Origin of the sequence: Arenimonas donghaensis DSM 18148 = HO3-R19, assembly GCF_000743535.1 — a bacterium.
Classification (GTDB): Bacteria; Pseudomonadota; Gammaproteobacteria; order Xanthomonadales; family Xanthomonadaceae; genus Arenimonas; species Arenimonas donghaensis.
On the sequence record NZ_AVCJ01000007.1, the window covers coordinates 1 to 14,756 of the forward strand.

Annotated in this window: 16 protein-coding genes; all 16 read right to left on the reverse strand. The window is 70.2% G+C overall.

All coding sequences use genetic code 11. From position 1 onward, the window contains the following. Positions 1-374: 374 nt before the first annotated feature. The gene (locus N788_RS04965; protein WP_034221825.1) at positions 375-2,525 is read right to left on the reverse strand and encodes a secretin N-terminal domain-containing protein; all 2,151 of its coding nucleotides are present in this window, start codon (positions 2,523-2,525) and stop codon (positions 375-377) included. 27 nt (positions 2,526-2,552) lie between these two features. Further along, positions 2,553-3,179, reverse strand: a complete 627-nt coding sequence (locus N788_RS04970) for a hypothetical protein (protein WP_034221837.1) — start codon at positions 3,177-3,179, stop codon at positions 2,553-2,555. Then, positions 3,176-3,781 (reverse strand): hypothetical protein, encoded by a 606-nt coding sequence (locus tag N788_RS04975; RefSeq protein WP_152560380.1) that lies wholly within the window; start codon positions 3,779-3,781, stop codon positions 3,176-3,178. The genes N788_RS04970 and N788_RS04975 overlap by 4 nt, the downstream gene beginning before the upstream one ends. Next, positions 3,778-4,830, reverse strand: a complete 1,053-nt coding sequence (locus N788_RS04980; RefSeq protein WP_034221843.1) for a hypothetical protein — start codon at positions 4,828-4,830, stop codon at positions 3,778-3,780. The genes N788_RS04975 and N788_RS04980 overlap by 4 nt, the downstream gene beginning before the upstream one ends. Continuing rightward, positions 4,769-5,848, reverse strand: a complete 1,080-nt coding sequence (locus tag N788_RS04985; protein WP_034221845.1) for a type II secretion system protein GspK — start codon at positions 5,846-5,848, stop codon at positions 4,769-4,771. The genes N788_RS04980 and N788_RS04985 overlap by 62 nt, the downstream gene beginning before the upstream one ends. After that, the gene (locus tag N788_RS04990) at positions 5,845-6,438 is read right to left on the reverse strand and encodes a type II secretion system protein (protein ID WP_034221848.1); all 594 of its coding nucleotides are present in this window, start codon (positions 6,436-6,438) and stop codon (positions 5,845-5,847) included. Before N788_RS04990 ends, N788_RS04985 begins: the two co-directional genes overlap by 4 nt. Beyond that, positions 6,435-6,854, reverse strand: coding sequence for a prepilin-type N-terminal cleavage/methylation domain-containing protein (locus N788_RS13785; RefSeq protein ID WP_160171909.1), 420 nt, complete (start codon positions 6,852-6,854; stop codon positions 6,435-6,437). The genes N788_RS04990 and N788_RS13785 overlap by 4 nt, the downstream gene beginning before the upstream one ends. Continuing rightward, positions 6,844-7,263 carry a prepilin-type N-terminal cleavage/methylation domain-containing protein gene (locus N788_RS05000; RefSeq protein WP_051924377.1) on the reverse strand — a complete coding sequence of 140 codons (420 nt, stop codon included), beginning with the start codon at positions 7,261-7,263 and terminating at the stop codon, positions 6,844-6,846. Before N788_RS05000 ends, N788_RS13785 begins: the two co-directional genes overlap by 11 nt. Continuing rightward, positions 7,232-7,681 carry a type II secretion system major pseudopilin GspG gene (gspG, locus tag N788_RS05005; protein WP_034221851.1) on the reverse strand — a complete coding sequence of 150 codons (450 nt, stop codon included), beginning with the start codon at positions 7,679-7,681 and terminating at the stop codon, positions 7,232-7,234. The genes N788_RS05000 and gspG overlap by 32 nt, the downstream gene beginning before the upstream one ends. Positions 7,682-7,700: 19 nt before the next feature. Further along, positions 7,701-8,897 (reverse strand): type II secretion system F family protein, encoded by a 1,197-nt coding sequence (locus N788_RS05010; RefSeq protein WP_034221854.1) that lies wholly within the window; start codon positions 8,895-8,897, stop codon positions 7,701-7,703. A gap of 4 nt (positions 8,898-8,901) precedes the next feature. Then, complete coding sequence (locus N788_RS05015) at positions 8,902-10,626, reverse strand: GspE/PulE family protein (RefSeq protein ID WP_051924378.1); 1,725 nt, start codon at positions 10,624-10,626, stop codon at positions 8,902-8,904. A 76-nt stretch (positions 10,627-10,702) separates the two neighbouring features. After that, a complete protein-coding gene (locus N788_RS13790) occupies positions 10,703-11,386 on the reverse strand; it encodes an SAM-dependent methyltransferase (RefSeq protein ID WP_051924379.1) in 684 nt (227 codons plus the stop codon). Between the two features lie 3 nt (positions 11,387-11,389). Next, on the reverse strand, positions 11,390-12,760 hold the full coding sequence (locus N788_RS05025; RefSeq protein WP_034221857.1) for a pyridoxal-phosphate dependent enzyme: 1,371 nt from the start codon (positions 12,758-12,760) through the stop codon (positions 11,390-11,392). A gap of 119 nt (positions 12,761-12,879) precedes the next feature. Next, positions 12,880-13,098 carry an HP1242/YdcH family protein gene (locus N788_RS05030; protein WP_034222050.1) on the reverse strand — a complete coding sequence of 73 codons (219 nt, stop codon included), beginning with the start codon at positions 13,096-13,098 and terminating at the stop codon, positions 12,880-12,882. 267 nt (positions 13,099-13,365) lie between these two features. Then, positions 13,366-14,316, reverse strand: a complete 951-nt coding sequence (locus N788_RS14935; protein ID WP_034221860.1) for an OmpA family protein — start codon at positions 14,314-14,316, stop codon at positions 13,366-13,368. Between the two features lie 2 nt (positions 14,317-14,318). Further along, complete coding sequence (locus N788_RS05040; RefSeq protein WP_034221863.1) at positions 14,319-14,684, reverse strand: hypothetical protein; 366 nt, start codon at positions 14,682-14,684, stop codon at positions 14,319-14,321. Between the last annotated feature and the right edge of the window lie 72 nt (positions 14,685-14,756).

Genomic DNA, 14,756 nt, shown 5'->3' on the forward strand with positions numbered 1-14,756 from the left:
TCGCGGAGACCAGCAGGCCGGCGATGGCGCCAGCAAGCAGCTTCTTGTTCATGGACATTTGTTTGTTACTCCCAAGCTTAGGAATTAATCGGAACAGCCTTATCCACCCGTGGACCGCCCAGCGCCCGCATACACGTGCCGGCGCCGACACCTGGACTGGTTGGTTGCTCCGGGAGGAGGGTCTTCTTGACCCCCTGCCCCGGCACAGCCCCCAGCCCGATTGCGCATGCTTTTGCACTGCACAGCCCCGGACGTCCGGCGATGCTAATACGGGGGTATTACAGGGTCAATGCTTGCCCTGCCATAACCGGAAACCATGCAGATCGCCCGCTCCGGGGCCGACGGACGGCTCCCGGGAACCGACCGTCGGGGGTTCAACGCTCCCCGTTCTCGAAGCGGCTTCGCACCGCGTCGGTGATTGCGCGGGCCTGGCTGGCATCCTCGATGACGTAGGGGGTGATCAGCATCAGCAGCTCGGTCCGGTTTTCCTGGTTTCGCGCGTTCTGGAACAGCTTGCCCAGCACCGGAATATCGCCCAGCCCAGGCACCTTGGAGACGCCCTGGGTCGTGGACGAGGAAATCAGCCCGCCCAGCAGCATGCTCTCCCCGTCCTGCAGGCTCAGGCTGGTCTGCAGGCGCCGGCTGAAGATGCTCGGCGAGGAAATGTCGCTGGTATTGGTCTGGGTCGCTTCGCTGACTTCCTGCGAGATCTCCAGGTCCACGCGCTGGCCGGAGTGCACCACGGCGCTGAGTTCGAGCAGCACGCCGGTCTTGCGGTACTGCACCTGCTGCAGGATCGAGGCGCCGCCGTTGCTCGGCAGGTCCGGCGCGGTCGCCTGGCTGGTGATGATCGGCACTTCCGAGCCGACGTCGATGCTGGCGCTCTCGCCACTCTTCACCATCAGCCGTGGCGTCGACAGGATGGAGACGCGGCTGTCCTCCGAGAACAGGTTGATCATCGCCCGCACCTGGCCCGAGGACGAGATCGGCGACCAGACCACGCCCGAGGTATTGGGCTCGGCGTCGGCATTGAAAGTCAGCCCGCCGCCGAAGTTGTTCAGCCCGACGTTGCGCAGCGCCCATTCGACGCCATGCTCGAACTCGTCGGTGAGGGTGACTTCGGCGATGGTGACTTCGATCACCACCTGACGCGCCGGCTGGTCCAGCCGGGCCAGTACGCCCTGGATCGCGCGCCAGCGCTGGGCGTCGCCCTGGAAGACGATGACGTTGCGCACCGGGTCCACGGCCAGCTGGCCGGCCTCGCTGGAGATCACCGACGCCTGGTTCGCGTTCCGGCTGCTTCCGGCCGTGCGTCCCGATGCGGAGCCGCCGGTGCTGCCGGTACGGCCACTGGTCGTCGGTTCGTTGCGGGCGGCGGTCTGCTGGTTGCCGCCGGACGGCGAGGCGCCCAACAGGGCCTGCAGCACCGGCAGCAGCGAATCGACCGTGGTGTGGCGCGCCGAATAAATGAAGACCCCACCGTCGCCGGCATTTTCGTCACTGGGCTGGTCGATGCGTTCGACCCAGTCGCGGGTCGCCGCCAGCGCCTGGTCGGACTCGCTGAAAACGATGAGCGCGTTCGCCGAGGGCACCGGCACGAAGGTCAGCACGCCCGAACCGCTGCCGCCCTGGCGCACGGAATAACCCTGGGCCGTCAGCACCGAGGTCAGCTCCTCGGCCAGCACATCGGCGCCGAGGTAAAGGGGATTGATGCGCAGCGACTTCTTGTTGCGCAGCGACACGCGGTCGAGCAGGGCGACCGCCTCCATCGCCGCCTGCACCGAAGCCGGCGGCCCGCTGATCAGCAGGGCGTTGGCCTCGATCATTTCGGTCAGGGTCACCTGCGAACCATTGCCGAACAGGGCGCGCACCTGGGCCGCGACCCGGCCCGGCTCGCTCACGTCCAGCGGCATCGCGACGAACACCGGGCGTTCGCCCGACGGCACCTCGGGCAGCGCGCGGGCGGTGATCAGGCGCGGCGGCTCGGCGGACTCTTCACCGCCGGGCAGGAAACGCAGCACGCCGCCGTCCTCGACCACGCGCACCTGGTAGCGCTTGAGCACTTCCTCGGCGATTACGTAGACGCGGTGCGGGGGCTCGGGCTCGACCAGGCGCAGGCTGACCAGCTCGCTGCGGCTGCGCACCGATTGGTCGATGTCCAGCGAGAAGCCCAGCACGGTACCGAAGACCTCGTTGATGAACGCACCCAGGGTGACGCCGTCCAGCGTCAGGGTGACCGGTTCGCTGGTGCGCATCTGCGGCAGTTCGCGCTTGTCCACCGTGCGCACCGGCGCCGTGCCCACCGTCGGGCCGGATTCGACCCGCGGCCGGCTGCGGCCGTCGTCGTCGTCGGCCGGCAGTTCGTCGGCCTGACTTTCGGCCTTGGGCGCGCGCAGCGGCTCCGGGAAAACCGGTGGCTGCACGGTCGCGCAGGCGCCCGCAAGGACCGCGACCAGGGCGGCGGCAAGGACCAGGCGCAGCTGGACCAGGCCGGGCGAACGCGGGGAATCGGGAGTTTGCTTCATGGAAATCAGAACCTGCATGGCTGGCGGTCAGCCCCCCGTGGACGACGGACGGCGGGACTTGAATTGATCGGAACCTGAATTCGGAACGGTCTGGCGGGCCCGGCGTTGACCGGGTTCGCGCTGGGGAACGCCCTGGGTGGCACGATTGTTGACGCGATTCTGCGCGCGATTGCTGGTGCGGTTGCCGCCACGGCGGTCCGGCGCGGCGTCCGGCGCGGCATCGACGATGTCCACCAGCAGCTCCCTGCTTTGGGGGGTGCCGGCGGCGTCGACCCACTCCACCCTGTCCGGATGGATGGCGGTCACCGTGCCGCCTTCCGCCAGGCTTTCGTCCTGGGCCACCCGCACGACCGCGTCGCCCTGGGTGAACAGGGCGAAGAGGCGATCACCGACGGCGACCACGCCGACCGGACGGGCCGTAACCACCGGCGCCTCCGGGGACGCCGCGGCGTCGCTGCCCCAGGGGGACCGGGCCGACCAAAGCGTCGCCGCGGCCGTCGTGTCGGTGGCCTCGATCGTCGGCAGCTGCCAGGACATCGCATCGCCGGCGCGCTCCGGCGCCGACGAGGGGCCCTTGCCCACGGCGAAATAGGCCAGGGCGCCGACCAGCAGGGGCGCCAGGAAAGGCAGTGTCTTGCGCAGGCCGGGCGTCATGCCGGATCTCCCTGGGCCGGCGCATCGGCGTCGACCCCGGCGGCCTTGCGGTAGTAGGCCCGGACCACCAGCGAAACCTGGGTCTGGCGGCCCTGGCTGATGTCCACGCGTTCGACCTGGATCCACGGCAGCCCGCCGGAAAGCGAATGGAGCAGCATCGACATGCGGCCCGGCGGCACCTGGGCGTCCAGGCGCGCAACGACCTGCCAAAGCGCCGGATGCCCGGGCACGTCGAGCGTGGTTTCGGCGCGCACGCGCGCCTCGGCCAGGCCGGCGGACGCCGCCTGCCCCGCCAGCCAGGCCTGCAGTTCGGCCTGGGCAAGTCCCGCGCTGGCAACCTCCGGCAAGGTGGCTTCAACGGCGGCCAGGGCGGCTTCGGCCTCGACCGCGCGCTCGGGCCAGGCCGATTCCCGGCCGGCCTCCTGCAGCCTCGCCAGCAGGTCGGCGTCGCGCGCGTACTGGGCCATCGTGGCGTCGCGGCCATCGGCCAGGCCGAACACGAAGTGCAGCCCAAGCACCACCAGCACGACCAGCGCTCCCAGGCGCAAGCGGCGGTTCTGGCGCCATTCGGCGATCATCTGCTCGAGGCGTGCACGCATCATTCTTCGCCGCCTTCACCCGGACGGGCCAGGTCGAAATCCAGCTGCATGCCGGCGCCGTTGGGCATCGGGTTGGCGGCGACATCGGCCAGCACCGGATGCGCCTGGAAGGCGGACACGAAGCGCCGGGGGTCGGCCTCGGCCGACTGCAGCCCGACCTGGAGGCGGTCGCCTTCCCGGCGCCATCCGACCAGACGGGTATCGGCCGGCAGCGGCCCGATGACCTCGGCCACCAGATGGTAGTCGTTGTCGGCGGCCGCCAGCGACTGGTAGGCCTGGATGCGCCGCATGGCCGCGTCGGCGCGCTCGCGGGCCTCGAGCAAGGGCGTGGCCTGCGCGCGCAGTTCCGCCAGGCGCTGGTCCAGCCGCCATTGGCCGAATCCCCAGCTCGCCTGGGCCGCCAGCTGCCAGCCCAGGCCCAGCGCCACCAGCCCGATGCCGGCGACCCAGGCCAGGCGCTCGAGCGCCGCGGGCGAACCCGGCAGCCCGGCCGGCCGGTCGCCCCAGGGGCGATCCGCCCAGGCGATGGCCTCGGGCTCGGGCACGACGACATCGTCGATGGCCAGGCCGGCGGCTCGCAGGAAACGCGCCCAGGCCGCGGTATCGGGACTGGCGGGCCACCATTGGCTCGCGCGCAGCTCGCCGTCGCGCCAGACCTGGCCCTCGACGCCGCGCATCATCGCCAGCAGCCTGGGACCATCGGCCGCGGGCGGTGCACGCAGCAGGGTCTCGGGAATCCAGCCGGCATCCCCCTCGAGCAGGCCGGCCGTCGGTTCCGGCCAGACCCAGGCGTGGGCCGTGCCGCCGGTCCAGGCCACGTGGTGCAGCGCACCCGGTGCCGGCTCCTGCCGGCGCACGGCGACGGCCGCCGCGGCGGCACGCTGCCGCGGCGCCAGCTGGGCGAAGTCCAGCCGCCGGTAGTGGCAGTCGGCACGCGCAACGACCCACTGCACCGGCCCCAGGGCGCCGCCGGCGTGCAGGACGCGCGCTTCAGGGTCGCCCAGTCGCCGCGTCGGCGAAAAGAGCGTGGTCAATCGTTCGCGGAGGGTCATCGGTATCAGGACGTGTGACTTGGTAAGCGGCGAGGAAAACCCAGGGCGCCTGGCCGTCGGCCATGGGCGTCAATCGTACATGGATGCGCCATGCGGCGCCGGAATCACCCCAGAGGGTCAGGCGCAGGTCATCGGAAGGCGCGTAGCGATAATCGGACACCGGATCGCCCGGCAAGACGACGCCAAGCAGGGACTGCACTTCGCTGCTCGACCGCAGCGCCGATTCGCGCCGGCGCTCGAGCAGGATCTCGCAGGTCGCCGGGCAGCCGGGCAGCACCAGCGGCAGCAGGTCGGCCGGCGCGGTGTTGAGGTTCAGCGGGCCGGCGTAGAAGGTCGTCGCCTGCTCGCTGGCGACCTCATGGCGCAGGCCGGAGCGTTCATCCCAGCCCAGCACGCGGTCCAGCTCGACCGGGGCCAGCAGGCGGCGATTGGGCGGCGGCGGCCGGCCGGCACGCTCGTAGTCGCGGGCTTCGGCGCCGTTGAGGTGCCGCAGGTCGTCGTGGTCGATGTAATCGAGCAGGGCATCGCGCAGGCGCGGCGCTTCGCCCTCGCCCACGTCCCAGGCGGCCAGCAGGCGATCGAGGAAGTCGGGGGTCGGCCAGGCGACGGACACCAGGCCGGCTTCGTCCTGGACCGCGAACCGGGTGCCGGCCAGCCCGGCGTAGGCGCTGCCGTCGAGCGCCAGCTCGCCGCCAATGGCGTCGCGGGAGAACGCACCGAATTCTTCCAGCCCGCGCAGGGCCCGCTGCTCCGCGCCCAGGGCCTGGACCGGCAGTCCGGCGACGGTCTTGTCGCGGGTGGCCGCCAGGTAGATGAGGGTTTCGCGGGTGCCGAGCATCGCCAGCTGCTGTTGGACCCCGGCGCGGTCGCGCTGGGCATCGGCCACCTGGTCCAGGGCCCATAGCGTCAGCAGTCCGGCGACGATGGCGATGGCCGCCAGCAGCCACAGCACCAGCGCCAGCACGAATCCGCCCTGCCCGGCCCGGGCGCGGCACCGGCGGTGGCCGCGAAGGCTCACAGGCCCACCGTCCCGGGATCGAGCGGCCGCAGCAGGATCGGCAGCCTGGGGTCGGCCAGCAGCGGCACCATCCAGTCCACGCTGCCGTCGGCGGTCAGGGCCCGCAGCCGCACCATGCGCGGCAGGACGATGCTGTCGTTTGCTTCGGGGATGAACCGGTCGGTCCATTCGCCGCCGGGTGCCAGGTATTCGAACCGTGCCTCGTCCAGCGGGCCGGGCATGACCGTGATGTCCTCCCACTCCGGGTCGGCGTAGTGCAGGGCGTGCCCGCCGTCCACCGGCTCGAGCCACCAGCGCACCCTCGCGACGCCGCGCGTGCCAACCGGCTGCAGGGTGACCAGCACCAGCGAATCGGCCCGCCCTTCCATGCGACCGAAGGCGTCGGGCAGGTCGGCCATCGCGCCGGCCACCGACTCGCGGAACCAGTGTTCCTGCAAACTCGACACCCGGGCCTCGGACTGATGCCGCAGCAGGCGGACGCGCAGGTCGAGCGACTGATGCAGCGCCTGCATCAGCAAGGTGACGATCAGCGCCACGATGACCAGGGTCACCAGCGCCTCGAGCAAGGTGAAACCGCGCGACCGGCTCACATCTGCACCGGCTGCCGGGCCTGGCGCCAACCGACGCGGCGCACCGGCAATTCGCGGCGCAGCACGTCGTCGTGCCAGAGCTCGAGCTCCAGTTGGTAAAGACCGACGTCATACAGCCCCGGCTCGAGGTAGCCGGTGGCGCCGGGACGGACCGGCTCGACCAGCTCGCTGGTCCAGCGCAGCTCGTAGTCGCCCAGCGGCACGCTGCCTTCCGGCGCCTGCATGGGATTGACCTGTTCGATCCAGGCCATGGCGTTGCGCAGTGCGGTGTCGTCCTCGCGCGCCTGTTCGGCGCGGTTGACCATCTGCACGGACTGGGTCATCGCCGCGAACAGCGCCATGCCGCCGGCCGCCAGGATCGCCAGGGCGACGATGGCTTCGAGCAGGGTGAAGCCGCGGACGCGATCAGGGCGCACGGGCAACTCCGCAGGCAGGCGCGAGCAGTTCGACGTCTTCGCTGGCTCCGCGACCTTGCACCCGCAGCACGCTGCCACGACACAGGCCGTTGGCCTCGACACGAATGGCTTCCAGGGGCGTCACCACCCAACCATCGGGCAGCGCCAGGTGCGCGGCCAGGGCGTTGACGTCGCCTTCGGCGATGTCGATGCGCCGGCCTTCGCTGCGGGCGATCCGCGGCAGGCGCTCGAGCTGGCGATGCACTTCGTCGCGTTCGCCGCTACCCGCGATCGCCTGGTAGGTGCGCTCCATGCGCGGCACCACCAGTGCCGTGACCATGGCCAGCAGGGCCAGCACGATCAGCAGCTCGAGCAGGGTGAAACCCTGCCGGGTCCGGTCAGCCGCGCGGAAGGAAACCGATGTCGGCATCGATGCCCTCCCCGCCCCGCTGGCCGTCGGCGCCGAACGAATAAAGCGCGAACGGCATGCCCTCGGCGCCGGGCATCGAGTACTGGTAGGGATTGCCCCAGGGATCGAGCGGCGCCGGCTCGTCGAGGTAGGGGCCGTTCCAGCGGCCGCGCAGGCGCTCGTCCTGCGGCGGGTTGTAGAGCACGTCCAGGCCCTGGCTGGCGGCGGGGAAACTGCCGACCTCGAGCCGGTAGGTTTCCAGCGCGCCGCGCAGCATCTTCACCTGGGTCTCGGCCACCTGCACCTTGGAGGTGTCCACGCGGCTGAACAGGCGCGGGCCGACCAGGCTCGCGATCAGGCCGATGATGACCAGCACGACCAGCATCTCGAGCAGGGTGAAGCCCCGGGAGGGTCGATGGGAGGGACGAATGTTTCGCATGGTGACTCCGTGTAACGCGTCAGAGGGGGACTTCGTTGACGCTGGTGATGGCCAGGATGATCGCCGTGACGATGGTGCCGATGACGATGCCGATCAGGATGATCGCCAGCGGCTCGACCAGCTGCAGCGAGCGCTTCATGCGGTCCCGGCCGGTGGTCTCGTAGAGCCGGGCCAGGGCCGCGAGCAGCTTGGGCAGCTCGCCGCTGGCTTCGCCGACCGCCACCAGGTCGTAACCGGTGGGATTGAGCGCCCGGTGCTCGCGCAGCGCCGCCGACAGCGTGGCGCCGCCCTTCACCGTGCCGGCGACCTGGGCCAGGCGGGCGCGGAGAAAGCCCAGGCGGACCGAGTTGGCGGCCAGTCCCAGGGCCCGGATCAGTTCGACCCGGCCGGTCAGCAGCGCCGACAGCGTGCTGGCCCAGCGCCCCACCTCCGCTTCGACCAGCCATTCGCCCAGCACCGGCAGCCGCACCGCGCGCTCTGCCAGCGTCTCGACCAGGTCGCGGCGGCGCAAGGCCGCACGCAGCGCCAGGGCCAGGGCCACCGCGCCGGCCGCCACCAGGTACCAATGGTCGGAGAACCAGACGCCGGCACCGATCGTCCATCGCGACAGCGTCGGCATGTTGTCGCCGTGCTGGGTGAGCAGGTTGCCGAAGCGCGGCACCACCCACAGGAAGATGATGGCGACCGCGGCGATGCCGGAGAACACCAGCACCGCCGGGTAGACCAGGGCCGAACGCATCTCGCTGCGCACGCGCTGGTCGTATTCGAATTGTTCGACGCCACCGCGCAGCGACTCGGCCAGGCGGCCGGTGGCTTCGCCGGCCTCGACCAGCTGCAGGAAATATTCGGGCAAGGGCAGCCGGGCCGCGCGGAAAGCCACCGAGAAGGGATCGCCTCGGCGCACGGCTTTCTCCATGCCGTCGAACACCCCGGTGATCTGCGGGTGGTGGCTGGACTTGGCCAGCGACGACAGCGCCGTCACCAGCGTCACCCCGGCCTCGAGCAGGGTGGTGAATTCCTGCAGCACCAGCTGCAGCTCGCGATGGGACGCCTTGCCGCGACGCCGGCGAATGCCGGATTCGGCCTGTTCGGCCAGGGACAGCGGCGTCAGCCCCTGGCCGGACAGCTGCCGCGCCGCCTCGCGTTCGCTGCGGCTTTCAACCACGCCGGAAACGGCCTGGCCGGATTTGTCGATGGCCTGGTACTTGAACTGCATGGGCTCAGGCGTCCGCGGCGATTCCGCCGGTGACGCGCACCACCTCGTCGACCGTGGTCAGGCCCTGGCGCGCCTTGAGCAGGCCATCCTGGCGCAGCGTGCGCCCGCCCTGGGCGTCGGCCAGTTGGCGCATCTTCTCCGCGGTGGCGCTTTCGAGCACCAGCTCCTGCATCTCGGGCGTGACATCGACCAGTTCGTAGATGCCCAGGCGACCGCGGTAACCGGTGCCGCGGCAGCGCGGGCAACCCACGGCGCGCACCCAGTTCGGCGCCGGCGCGCCGGCATCGAGCACCGGCGTGACCAGCCTTTCGACGCCCGGCAGCACGCTGGCCGGTTCGCAGCAGTCCGGACAGACCCGGCGCACCAGGCGCTGGGCCTGCACGGCGCGCACGCTGGTGGCGACCAGGAAGGGCTCCAGGCCCATGTCCACCAGCCGGGTGAAGGCGCTGACCGCGTCGTTGGTATGCAGGGTGCTCAGCACCAGGTGGCCGGTGAGCGCCGACTGCACGGCGATTTCCGCGGTTTCGAGGTCGCGGATTTCGCCGATCATGATCACGTCCGGGTCCTGGCGCAGGATGGCGCGCAAGGCCCGGGCGAAGCTGTAGCCGATGTCGGCGTTGGCCTGGATCTGGGTGACGCCCTGGACCTGGTATTCGACCGGATCCTCCACCGTGATGATCTTGCGGTCGCGCTGGTTCATTTCCTCCAGCGTGCCGTACAGGGTGGTCGACTTGCCCGAGCCGGTGGGACCGGTGACCAGCACGATGCCGTGCGGTTCGCGGGCCCAGCCGCGGAACATGCCCAGGTCGCGGGTGGTGAAGCCCAGGTTTTCCAGGCTCAGGTCCTGGCGCTCCTTGGGCAGCAGGCGCAGCACCAGCGACTCGCCGTGCACGGCCGGCACCGAAGAGGCACGGATGTCCACTTCCTGGCCGCTGACGCGGGTGCTCAGGCGGCCGTCCTGGGGCAGCCGTCGTTCGGCGATGTCCATGCCCGAAATCAGCTTCACCCGCGAGGCCACCGCCGGGTAGCGGCTCATCGGCAGCGTCAGCCGGGTGTGCAGGATGCCGTCGATGCGCAGCCGGACGTGGAAGACCTGGTCTTCGGGTTCGATGTGGATGTCGGAGGCGCGCTGGTCCATGGCCTGGGCCAGCACGTTGTTCACCAGCTCGATGACCGGGGCTTCCTCGGCCAGTTCGCGCAGGTGGCTGACGTCGTCGTCGCCGGCCTCGTCGCCGCCGCGCTCGGCGCGGGCGGCGAGGTCGAGCAGGCGGTCGAGGTCCTGGTTGCGGGCCAGTCGCCACTGCCAGCCCGGCGCGAGGCGGCGACCGAGGATCTCGTCCAGGGTCGGGTCGAGCGGGTCACGGGCGACGACCAGGACCTCGCCTTCGGGCGATTTCCAGCCGGCGACACCGTTGTCCACCCACCAGTCGGGCACCAGGCCGCTGGCCTCGGCGACGTCGTGCAGCGCCGCGGAATCAGCCGGCCACTCGGCGCCGTCGAGCATCGGCATGCCCAGCTGTTCGGACAACACGGGCAGCAGGGACTCTTCGGACAAGGCACCCAGGCGCACCAGGATCGACCCGATCCGGCCGCCGAACTGCTGCTGGAAGGCCAAGGCCTTGCCGATGTCGGCGCGCGTCGCCAGCTGGCGCTCGACCAGCAGGTCGCCGAGCCGGCGTGACGACGGCTGCAGCGCGGGATCAAGGGCGGTTGCAGGGGCTGGGGACATGGCTTCTTGCGGGTTCAAAGGCAGGCGGAGCATAGCAGTTCACCTGCGCCGGCCCGGGCCGGCGAAGCGGCGGCGTTCAGCCCCGGCGGTGCCGGAACGCCAGCATGCGCTGGGCCCTGGGATGGCCCCAGTCGCCGATGTCCTGAACCTGCAATCCACATAGACCCGCCATCCATTCGTATTCGGCTACCGACTGGTGAAACGGATCAAGGTCGTAATGCGTGCACACGCCGCCGGGGGAATGTTCGACCGGATCGGTCCAGGCCGGCCCCGGGGCGCCGAAATGGGTGGCGTAGAACACGCCGTCGGGCGCCAGGGCCGCCGCCACTTCCTTCAGGCAGCGCACGATGGCGTCCATCGGCAGGTGGGTGAACAGCGACAGCGCCAGCCCCCGGTCGAAGGGCTGCCCGAACCGGGAGATGCGGAAGCCGTCGTCGACCAGCAGCCGGGCGTCGCGGTCGGCCAGCCCCGCCAGCTCGAGTTCGCGGCGGCCGGCTTCGATCAGCGAGGCGTTGATGTCCAGGCCGTGGTACCGGCCCGGATCGAGATAGCGGACGAAATGCACGCCGCCGCGCAGCGCCCCGCAGCCCACGTCCACGAACCGGTGTCCCGGCTGCAGGCCCTGCGAACGCAGGAAATCCAGCTGCAGCCGGCCCAGTTCGTCCCACAGGCCGCCGACGAACTGGCGGTGCTCGCCGCGGGCGATCTCCTGCTCGGTCAGCTGCCGGCCGTAGAGGTTCATTTCGGTGCCGCCGGCCATGGCTCAGGCAACCCGTCGGCGCAGGTAGTTGAGCAGGTCGATGCGGGTGATCAGGCCCAGGAACCGCTTGCCGTCCACCACGATGGCCACCTGGCCACGGTCGAACACGGGCAGCAGCGCCTCCATCGGCTCGGTGACCTGCAGCAGCGTCAGCTCGGTGACCATGGCGCTGGCGACGGTGTCCTTGAAGCGCTCTTCCTTGCCGTAGACGTGCATCAGCACGTCCGACTCGTCGACGATGCCCACGATCGATTCGCCGTCCATCACCGGCAGCTGCGAGACGTCGTACATCTTCATGCGCTGGTAGGCCACGTGCAGGGTGTCGTTGGGACCGACCACCACCGTGTCGCGCTGGGCGTAGGGGCGCAGGATGAGGTCGCGCAGGTCGTTGTGGACCTCGCGCTCGAGGAAGCCGTTGTCGAGCATCCAGTAGTCGTTGTACATCTTCGACAGGTATTTGTTGCCGGTGTCGCAAACAAACACCACGACCTTCTTGGGTTCGGTCTGTTCGCGGCAGTACTTCAGCGCCGCCGCCAGCAAGGTGCCGCTGGAACTGCCGCCCAGGACGCCCTCCTTGACCAGCAGTTCGCGTCCGGCCAGGAAACTTTCCTTGTCGGAAATCGCGTAGGCCTTCTTCACCCGCGAGAAGTCGGAGATGTCGGGCAGGAAGTCCTCGCCGATGCCCTCGACCAGCCAGCTGCCGGACTTGGTGCTCAGCACGCCCTCGTTGATGTACTGGGTGAGGATCGAGCCGACCGGGTCGGCCAGCACCAGCTCGACGTTTGGCGCCACCTTGGCGAAGTAGCGCGACAGGCCGGTCATGGTGCCCGAGCTGCCGCAGCCGAACACGATCGCGTCCATGTCGCCGTTCATCTGCGCCCAGATCTCCGGGCCGGTGCCCTGCTCGTGCGCCGCCGGATTGTCCGGGTTGCCGAACTGGTTGATGAAGTAGGCGCCCGGGGTTTCGCTGGCGATGCGGGCGGCCATGTCCTGGTAATAGTCCGGATGGCCCTTGGCGACGTCCGAACGGGTCAGCACGACTTCGGCGCCCATGGCGCGCAGGTTGAATATCTTTTCCCGGCTCATCTTGTCCGGCACCACCAGCAGCAGCCGGTAGCCCTTCTGCTGCGCCACCAGGGCCAGGCCCAGGCCGGTATTGCCGGCGGTGCCCTCGACGATGAGCGCGCCCGGCTTCAGGTCGCCCCGGGCCTCGGCCGCCTCGATCATCTTCAGGCCGATGCGGTCCTTGATGGACCCGCCCGGATTCATGCACTCGAGCTTGAGGTAGAGCTCGCACACCCCGGTATCGAGGTGCTGGGCCTTGACCATCGGCGTGTTGCCGATGAGTTCGAGTACGTTGGCATTTGCCGTCATGGAAGGGAACCGGGCGGATTTTCGGGCCCTGATTCTAGCAGTGCGGCCTTCACGCGGTGCCCGGAGAGTGCGGGCGGCGGCGACCCGACGAGGTGGGCCGCCGCCGCCGCAGCGGTAACTCAGTGCCGGCGTTGGTCGAACATCCGGGTCAGGCGGTCCTTGGCGTTGAGCTTTTCTTTCTTCATGCGCGCCAGCGAGGTGTCGTCCAGGGGCAGTACGCCGAGTTCGGCGTCGAGCACCTTCTTGTCGAGTTCGCGGTGGCGGTGGTAGAGCTGCCGGAATTCCGGGTCGCTCTTCATCAGCGCATCGAGTTCCTGTTGCGGTTGCCCTTCAAACATCGGATTGACCTCCTCCATAAAACGCGAACGCCCCGGGCGGGAAGACCGGGGCGTTGCGGATCGAGACAGGGGTCAGGTCGCTTTCGCGGGCGGCGCCTCCACGCGACGCGCGCACATCCGGACCGGAGGCGACACGTTCGGCGGGGGCGAGGTCTGCTTTCATCGGCCTGGCTCTTGAAGTCCCGGTGGCATCAGGCCGCCGGGAATTTGAACCTACTCCCCCTGTTCGGGGGTCGCAACCCTCACTTCAAGTTATTGTTTCTACGACTAATTTACGATGACTTCGACCCGGCGGTTGCGGGCCCGGCCAGCGGCGCTGGCGTTGTCGGCGATCGGGCTGGACTCACCCTTTCCGGTGGCCCGCAGACGGCCGCTGTCGATGCCTGAATCGCTCAGGACGCGCATCACCGCCTCGGCCCGGCGCTGCGACAGCGCCTGGTTGGCGGCCGTGCCACCCTGGCTGTCGGTATGGCCTTCGATCCGCACCGTGCCGCTGCCGCCCAGACGGGCGGCCAGGGCCCGCAGGCTGGCCTGGGCCTGGGCCGTGAGGGTGGCGCTGCCGCTGCCGAAGGCGTCCCCGCCCAGCGTATAGATCTGGCGTCCGCCCTCCTGGCGCAGGGGCGGCGGCTCGGCGTCGGTGATGTCGTCGGCGGCGATGGCGGCGGCCAGCTCGGCCTCCTGGCGGGCCAGTTCGGCTTCCCGGGCCCGGGCGGCCGCCAGCTTGCGGGCCTGGGCGGTCTCGGCTTCCGCCGCCTCCAGGGCCGTCACGCGCGCCGTTTCGGCCTGGGCGAGCTCGCGTTCGATGGTCTCCTCGCGGGCCAGCGCCTGCAGGCGCAGCCGCTCCGACTCCCGGCGGGCCCGTTCGGCCTCGCGGCGGCTGGCTTCGAGCATGATCTGGTCGCGCTCGCGGTCGAGCTGGTCGGCCTGGCCGGCCAGCAGTTCGGCTTCGGCGGCCAGCCGGGCGGTTTCCAGGCGCACCCCGGCCAGGGCGAGCTTGTGCTCACGCTGGCTGCGGCGGGCGTCGCGGGCGTCGGCAAGGGCCTGCCGGGCCTGCAGGCGCTCGAGTCGGGCCAGGCCACCCAGCGAGGGGTCGGTTTCCAGCGACTGCAGCTCGGCCGCCAGCGCGGCGACGGCGTCGTCGTGCTCGTTGGCCGCGACCAGGGCAGGAAGCAAGGCCAGGCCGGCCAGCAGCAAAAGTGTCAACAGGCGGGCGCGCATGGTCAGTCCTCCTCGTTGACCAGCAGCCGCCGGCGCAGGTCGGCGTTGCGGGCGGCCCGGCTTTCCACGGACTCCCGGGCGGCGTCGAGCCGCGCCTTGGCGTGGGCCAGGTCGGCATTGGCGGCCGCGGCTTCGGCCAGCCGCAGCTTGTCGGACTTGCGCCGGGCATCACCGGCGGCCAACCATTGGCGGCGGGCCTGTTCCAGCACCTGGGCGGCTTCGCCACGCGGCTGGGCGGACTGGGCGGCGAGCACGGCGCGTTCGGCGGCAGCCAGCGCCGCATCAACCTCGTCGGCGGCTGCGCTGGTCGTCGCAAACAGGGAAACAAGCAGCAGTACGAGCAGCGCGGATTGGATTTTTTGCGGCATTAGTGTCATAAGGCGGACTCGCGGGTGAGCGTTTCGGCGAAGCCATTGTAGCCATGCCGGGCCACCTATCGG